Origin of the sequence: Nocardia farcinica, assembly GCF_029867845.1 — a bacterium.
Taxonomy (GTDB): Bacteria; Actinomycetota; Actinomycetes; order Mycobacteriales; family Mycobacteriaceae; genus Nocardia; species Nocardia farcinica_A.
In genome coordinates this window covers 1-5,472 of record NZ_JARWRU010000461.1, presented here as the reverse complement: position 1 = coordinate 5,472, position 5,472 = coordinate 1, and the positions used below count along the sequence as shown (strand labels likewise).

The 5,472-nt window shown below is 71.9% G+C and carries 3 protein-coding genes; 2 read left to right on the top strand and 1 reads right to left on the bottom strand.

What is annotated here, in order from left to right:
• Positions 1 to 159 precede the first annotated feature (159 nt).
• A complete protein-coding gene (locus tag QH283_RS09960; RefSeq protein ID WP_280502727.1) occupies positions 160 to 1,779 on the bottom strand; it encodes an alkaline phosphatase D family protein in 1,620 nt (539 codons plus the stop codon).
• Positions 1,780 to 1,891: 112 nt separating this feature from the next.
• On the opposite strand from QH283_RS09960, the gene QH283_RS09955 reads away from it, so the two are divergent.
• Entirely contained in the window at positions 1,892 to 3,247 is a 1,356-nt protein-coding gene (locus tag QH283_RS09955; protein ID WP_280502726.1) for a replication-associated recombination protein A, read from the top strand.
• A gap of 65 nt (positions 3,248 to 3,312) precedes the next feature.
• On the top strand, positions 3,313 to 5,472 hold a 2,160-nt coding region (gene alaS, locus QH283_RS09950), incomplete at its 3' end, for an alanine--tRNA ligase (protein WP_280502725.1).

Here is a 5,472-nt window from a genome sequence, read left to right as displayed (position 1 = left end):
TGGGGGGGGGGTTTTCCGCGCCGGGGCTCCCCGCGGGGCGCGGGGCGGGGGGGCCGGTGCCCCGGGCCCCCGGGGGGGGGGGCCCCGGGGGTAAACCGCCCGTCTCTGGCCTGGTGGCCCGTGGGGTTCGGCAGGGCTCGGGCGTCGGCAGGCTGCCGCTCAGGTGATCGGGTCGGTGCGGCGTTCGATCCGCCCGCCGCTCGGCACCGCGAAGGACGCGCCGTGACGCACCGGCGACGCGGGGTCGCGGACGTCGGTCAGATGGAACCAGTCCATCTGGGCCCGCTCCTCGGTCACGTCGAGGACGCCGTAGCCGTGCGACTCCAGTTCCACATAGCGCAGGTGCGGGTTGGCCGCGGCGATGGCGTTCTCCACCGGCACCGCGGCGGTGCGCGGCGGCGCGCCGAGCAGATCGCCGATGCTTGGCGAGGTGACCGAGGGCACGACGAACTCCGCGCCCGCGCTCGGCCCGGCCGGATCGGTGGCGTTCAGCGGCAGGTCGGCCGCCCAGGAGGAATGGATGTCGCCGGTGAGGAAGAGCACGTCGGAGACCTCGGCGGCGGTGATCGCCTCGAACAGTCTGCGCCGGTCGGCGGTGTAGCCGTCCCACTGGTCGGCGTTGACGGTGGCGCCGTCGCGGGGCAGGCCGAGCACGCTCGACAACGCCCTGGTGGTGGCCGCGTCCAGGGCGGGGAAGCGCAGCGGGGCGATCATCACCGAGTTGCCGACCAGCTTCCAGCGCACCGGCGCCGACACCAGGCCGGCGGTGAGCCACTCCATCTGCGCGTGGCCGGTGAGGGTGCGTTCCGGGGCGTCCACGGCGCGCCGGTCGGTTCCGGGCAGGACCTCCTGGTCGCGGTAGCTGCGCAGGTCGAGCATGGACAGTTCGGCGAGGTCGCCGAAGCGTAGTCGCCGGTAGATGCGCAGCTCGTCGCCCGCGCCGCCCACGCGGACCGGCATCCACTCCAGATAGGCGCGCACCGAGGCGGCGCGGCGATCGGCCCAGGCGCCCTCGATGGCGGGGTCGTGGTTGCCCGCGCCGCCGGACCAGGAGTTGTCCGCCGACTCGTGGTCGTCCCAGGTGCAGACGAACGGCACCCGCGCATGCAGGGCCGCCAAGCCGGGATCGGTCTTGTACTGGGCGTGACGGATCCGATAGTCGGCGAGGGTGACGATCTCGTGGCCGGGATCGTGGGCGCGATAGCCGGTGCCGTACTCGCCGCGGCCGTACTCGTAGAGGTAGTCGCCCAGGTGGACGACGGCGTCGAGGTCGCCGCGCTCGGCGAGGGCACGGTAGGCGCCGAAGGCCCCGGCCTCCCAGTTCGCGCAGGACACCACGCCGAAGCGCAGCCGGTCCGGGGACGCGCCGGCGGCGGGCGCGGTGCGGGTGCGGCCGACCGGGGAGTGCCTGCCGAAGGCGGTGAAGCGGTAGCAGTAGTCCCGGGCCGGGGCGAGACCGGAGACGTCGACCTTCACGGTGTGGTCGGTATCGGCGGAGGTCATGACCGCGCCGGAGGCGACCACCTGGGTGAACTCCTCGTCGCGGGAGACCTCCCAGTAGACGGCCGCGGGCTCGCCCTCGCCGGAGCCCGGCGTCGCGTCCTCGGAGACGGTGACGCGGGTCCAGATGATCACCCCGGTCGGCAGCGGGTCACCGGAGGCGACGCCGTGTCCGAAGATCTCGATCGAGGCATCGGCGCGGGGCACGGCGGTCAGCGCGGTCGCGGCGACGGCGGCCGCACCGCCCTTGAGCAGAGTCCGGCGGGCGAAGGAATCCATCTCGGCCACCCGAGAATCCCAGCCGATCGGGGCGGCCCTCGCAAATCGGGCGGCGCCCGCGCTCGCACAGCTGGGGAAACGCTCGTCGGTGGGCGGCGGTACGGTCGAAAACATGAGCGACGGGCTTTTCGATGTGCCGAGTGCGGCGGTGCAGGAGACGGGCCACGACAGCGCGGGGGTGGACTTCCGCGGGCCGGGCGACCAGGCGCCGCTGGCGGTGCGGATGCGGCCCCGCTCGCTCGACGAGGTCGTCGGCCAGCAGCATCTGCTCGGGCCGGGTTCGCCGTTGCGCCGCCTGATCGAGGGCTCGGGCGCGGCCTCGGTGCTGCTCTACGGTCCGCCCGGCACCGGGAAGACCACGCTGGCGGCGCTCATCTCCCAGGCCACCGGACGCCGGTTCGAGGCGCTCTCCGCGCTCTCTGCCGGGGTCAAGGATGTGCGGGCGGTCATCGACCTGGCGCGCAGGCGGCTGGTCGCCGGTGAACGCACCGTGCTGTTCATCGACGAGGTGCACCGCTTCTCCAAAACCCAGCAGGACGCGCTGCTGGCCGCGGTGGAGAACCGGATCGTGCTGCTGGTCGGGGCCACCACGGAGAACCCGTCGTTCTCGGTGGTCTCGCCGCTGCTGTCGCGCTCGCTGGTGCTGCAACTGCGCTCGCTCACCGACGCCGATGTCAGGACGGTGCTCGAGCGCGCGCTGGCCGACGAGCGCGGATTCGGCGGGGCCTACCGGGTCACCGACGAGGCGCTCGACCACATCGTCCGCATCGCGGGCGGCGACGCCAGGCGCGCGCTGACCGCGCTGGAGGCCTCCGCCGAGTCATCCCTGGACGGCACGGTGGACCTGGCGCTGGTGGAGGCCAGCGTCGACCGCGCCGCGGTGCGCTACGACCGCGCGGGCGATCAGCACTACGACGTGGTCAGCGCGTTCATCAAGTCCATCCGAGGCTCCGACGTCGACGCCGCCCTGCACTACCTGGCCAGAATGCTCAGCGCGGGCGAGGACCCGCGGTTCGTGGCGCGCAGGCTGGTGATCGCGGCCAGCGAGGACATCGGCATGGCCGACCCGACCGCCCTGCAGACCGCCGTCGCGGCCGCGCAGGTGGTGCAGCTGATCGGTATGCCGGAGGCACAGCTCACCCTGACCCACGCGACCATCCACCTGGCCACGGCGCCCAAGTCCGGCGCGGTCCCCGCGGCGCTGTCGGCGGCGATGGCCGACATCTCCGCGGGCAAGGCCGGGCCGGTGCCGCCGCACCTGCGCGACGGCCACTACGCGGGCGCGGCGAAGCTGGGCAACGCGCAGGGCTACCGGTACCCGCACGACGACCCGGACGGGGTGCTGGCCCAGCAGTACCCGCCGGACGAGATCGTCGGCGCGGACTACTACCGGCCGACCGACCACGGATACGAGCGCGAGATCGGCTCGCGAGTGGCGAAATTGCGTCGCATCGTCCGCGGGCGCTGACACGCGGCCCGGAGCGGGCCGGGCGATGAAAAACCGGGTGCGCGGCACCGGTAGGCTCGATACCTGTGCAGACCCACGAGATTCGACGGCGTTTCCTGGACCATTTCGTCCGTGCCGGGCATACCGAGGTACCGAGTGCCTCGCTGATCCTGGCCGACCCCAACCTGCTGTTCGTCAACGCAGGCATGGTCCAGTTCAAGCCGTACTTCCTGGGCCAGGAGGCGCCGCCGTTCCCGCGCGCGACCAGCGTGCAGAAGTGCGTGCGCACCGGTGACATCGAGGAAGTCGGCGTCACCACCCGCCACAACACCTTCTTCCAGATGGCGGGCAACTTCTCCTTCGGCGACTACTTCAAGGAGGGGGCCATCACCCTCGCCTGGGAGCTGATCACCAAGCCCCAGGAGGAGGGTGGATTCGGCTTCGATCCCGAGCGGATCTGGGTCACCGCCTACGAGGCCGACCCGGAGGCCGCCGAGATCTGGCACCGGGTGGCCGGAATCCCGAAGGAGCGGATCCAGTTCCGCGACGGCAAGGACAACTACTGGGACATGGGCGTGCCCGGTCCCGGCGGTCCCTGCTCGGAGATCTACTTCGACCGAGGCCCGGAGTACGGCAAGGAAGGCGGCCCGGTCGCCGACGAGGACCGCTACCTGGAGATCTGGAACCTGGTCTTCATGCAGGACATCCGCGGCGACCTGAGCCCCAAGCAGGGCCACCCGCCGGTGGGTTCGCTGCCGAAGAAGAACATCGACACCGGCATGGGCATCGAGCGGGTGGCCATGCTGTTGCAGGGCGTCGACAACGTCTACGAGACCGACCTGCTGCGGCCGATCATCGACCGCGCCGAGGAGCTGACCGGTCGCAAGTACGGCGTCGAGCACGCCTCCGACGTGCGCTTCCGGGTGATCGCCGATCACGCCCGCACCGCGGCCATGCTGATCTCCGACGGCGTCAACCCCGGCAACGACGGCCGCGGCTACGTGCTGCGCCGGCTGCTGCGCCGCATCGTGCGCTCCGCGCGCCTGCTCGGCGCCGAGAAGCCGGTGATGGCGGAGTTCATGAAGGTCGTCAGCGACCTGATGTCGCCCTCCTACCCGGAGCTGGCCACCGACTTCGAGCGCATCCGCACCGTGGCCGTCGGCGAGGAGACCGCCTTCCTCAAGACCCTGAGCACCGGCTCCGCGCTGTTCGACAACACCGCCTCGGCGGTCAAGGCCGAGGGGGGAAGCAAGATCTCCGGCTCGGACGCCTTCACCCTGCACGACACCTACGGCTTCCCCATCGACCTCACCCTGGAGATGGCCGCCGAGGCCGGGTTGTCGGTCGACGAGGAGGGCTTCCGCGCGCTGATGGCCGAGCAACGCCGTCGCGCCAAGGAGGACGCCGCCGCCCGCAAGCACGCGCACGCCGACCTGAGCATCTACAAGGAGCTCGTCGACCGCGGCGCCACCGAGTTCACCGGCTTCGACGAGCTGACCTCCGAAGCCAGGGTGCTGGCGCTGATCGCCGACGGCGTGCGGGTGCCCACCGCCACCGAGGGCAGCGACGTCGAGGTGATCCTGGACCGCAGCCCGCTCTACGCCGAGTCCGGCGGTCAGATCGCCGACCGCGGCCAGCTCACCGCGAGCGGGCTGAAGCTGCGCGTCAACGACGTGCAGAAGATCGCCAAGAAGCTGTGGGTGCACAAGGCCACCGTGGAGCAGGGGCAGATCACCGAGGGTGACGTGGTGCTCGCGCAGGTCGATCCGTCCTGGCGCAGCGGCGCCACCCAGGGCCACTCCGGCACGCACATGGTGCACGCCGCGCTGCGCCAGGTGCTCGGCCCCAACGCCGTGCAGGCGGGCTCGCTCAACAAGCCCGGCTACCTGCGCTTCGACTTCAATTGGCAGGGCCAGCTGTCCGAGCAGCAGAAGGCCGACATCGAGGCGGTGTCCAACGACGCCGTCGGCGCCAACTTCCCGGTGAACACCTTCGTCACCGACCTGACCTCGGCGAAGAAGATGGGCGCGCTGGCCCTGTTCGGCGAGAACTACGGCGACCAGGTGCGCGTCGTGGAGATCGGTGGCCCGTTCTCGATGGAGCTGTGCGGCGGCACCCACGTGCAGCACTCCTCACAGATCGGCCCGATCACCATCCTCGGCGAGTCCTCGGTCGGTTCCGGGGTGCGCCGCGGGGGGGGGGGGGGGGGGGGGGGGGGGGGGGGGGCGGATGGGGGTGGGGGGCGG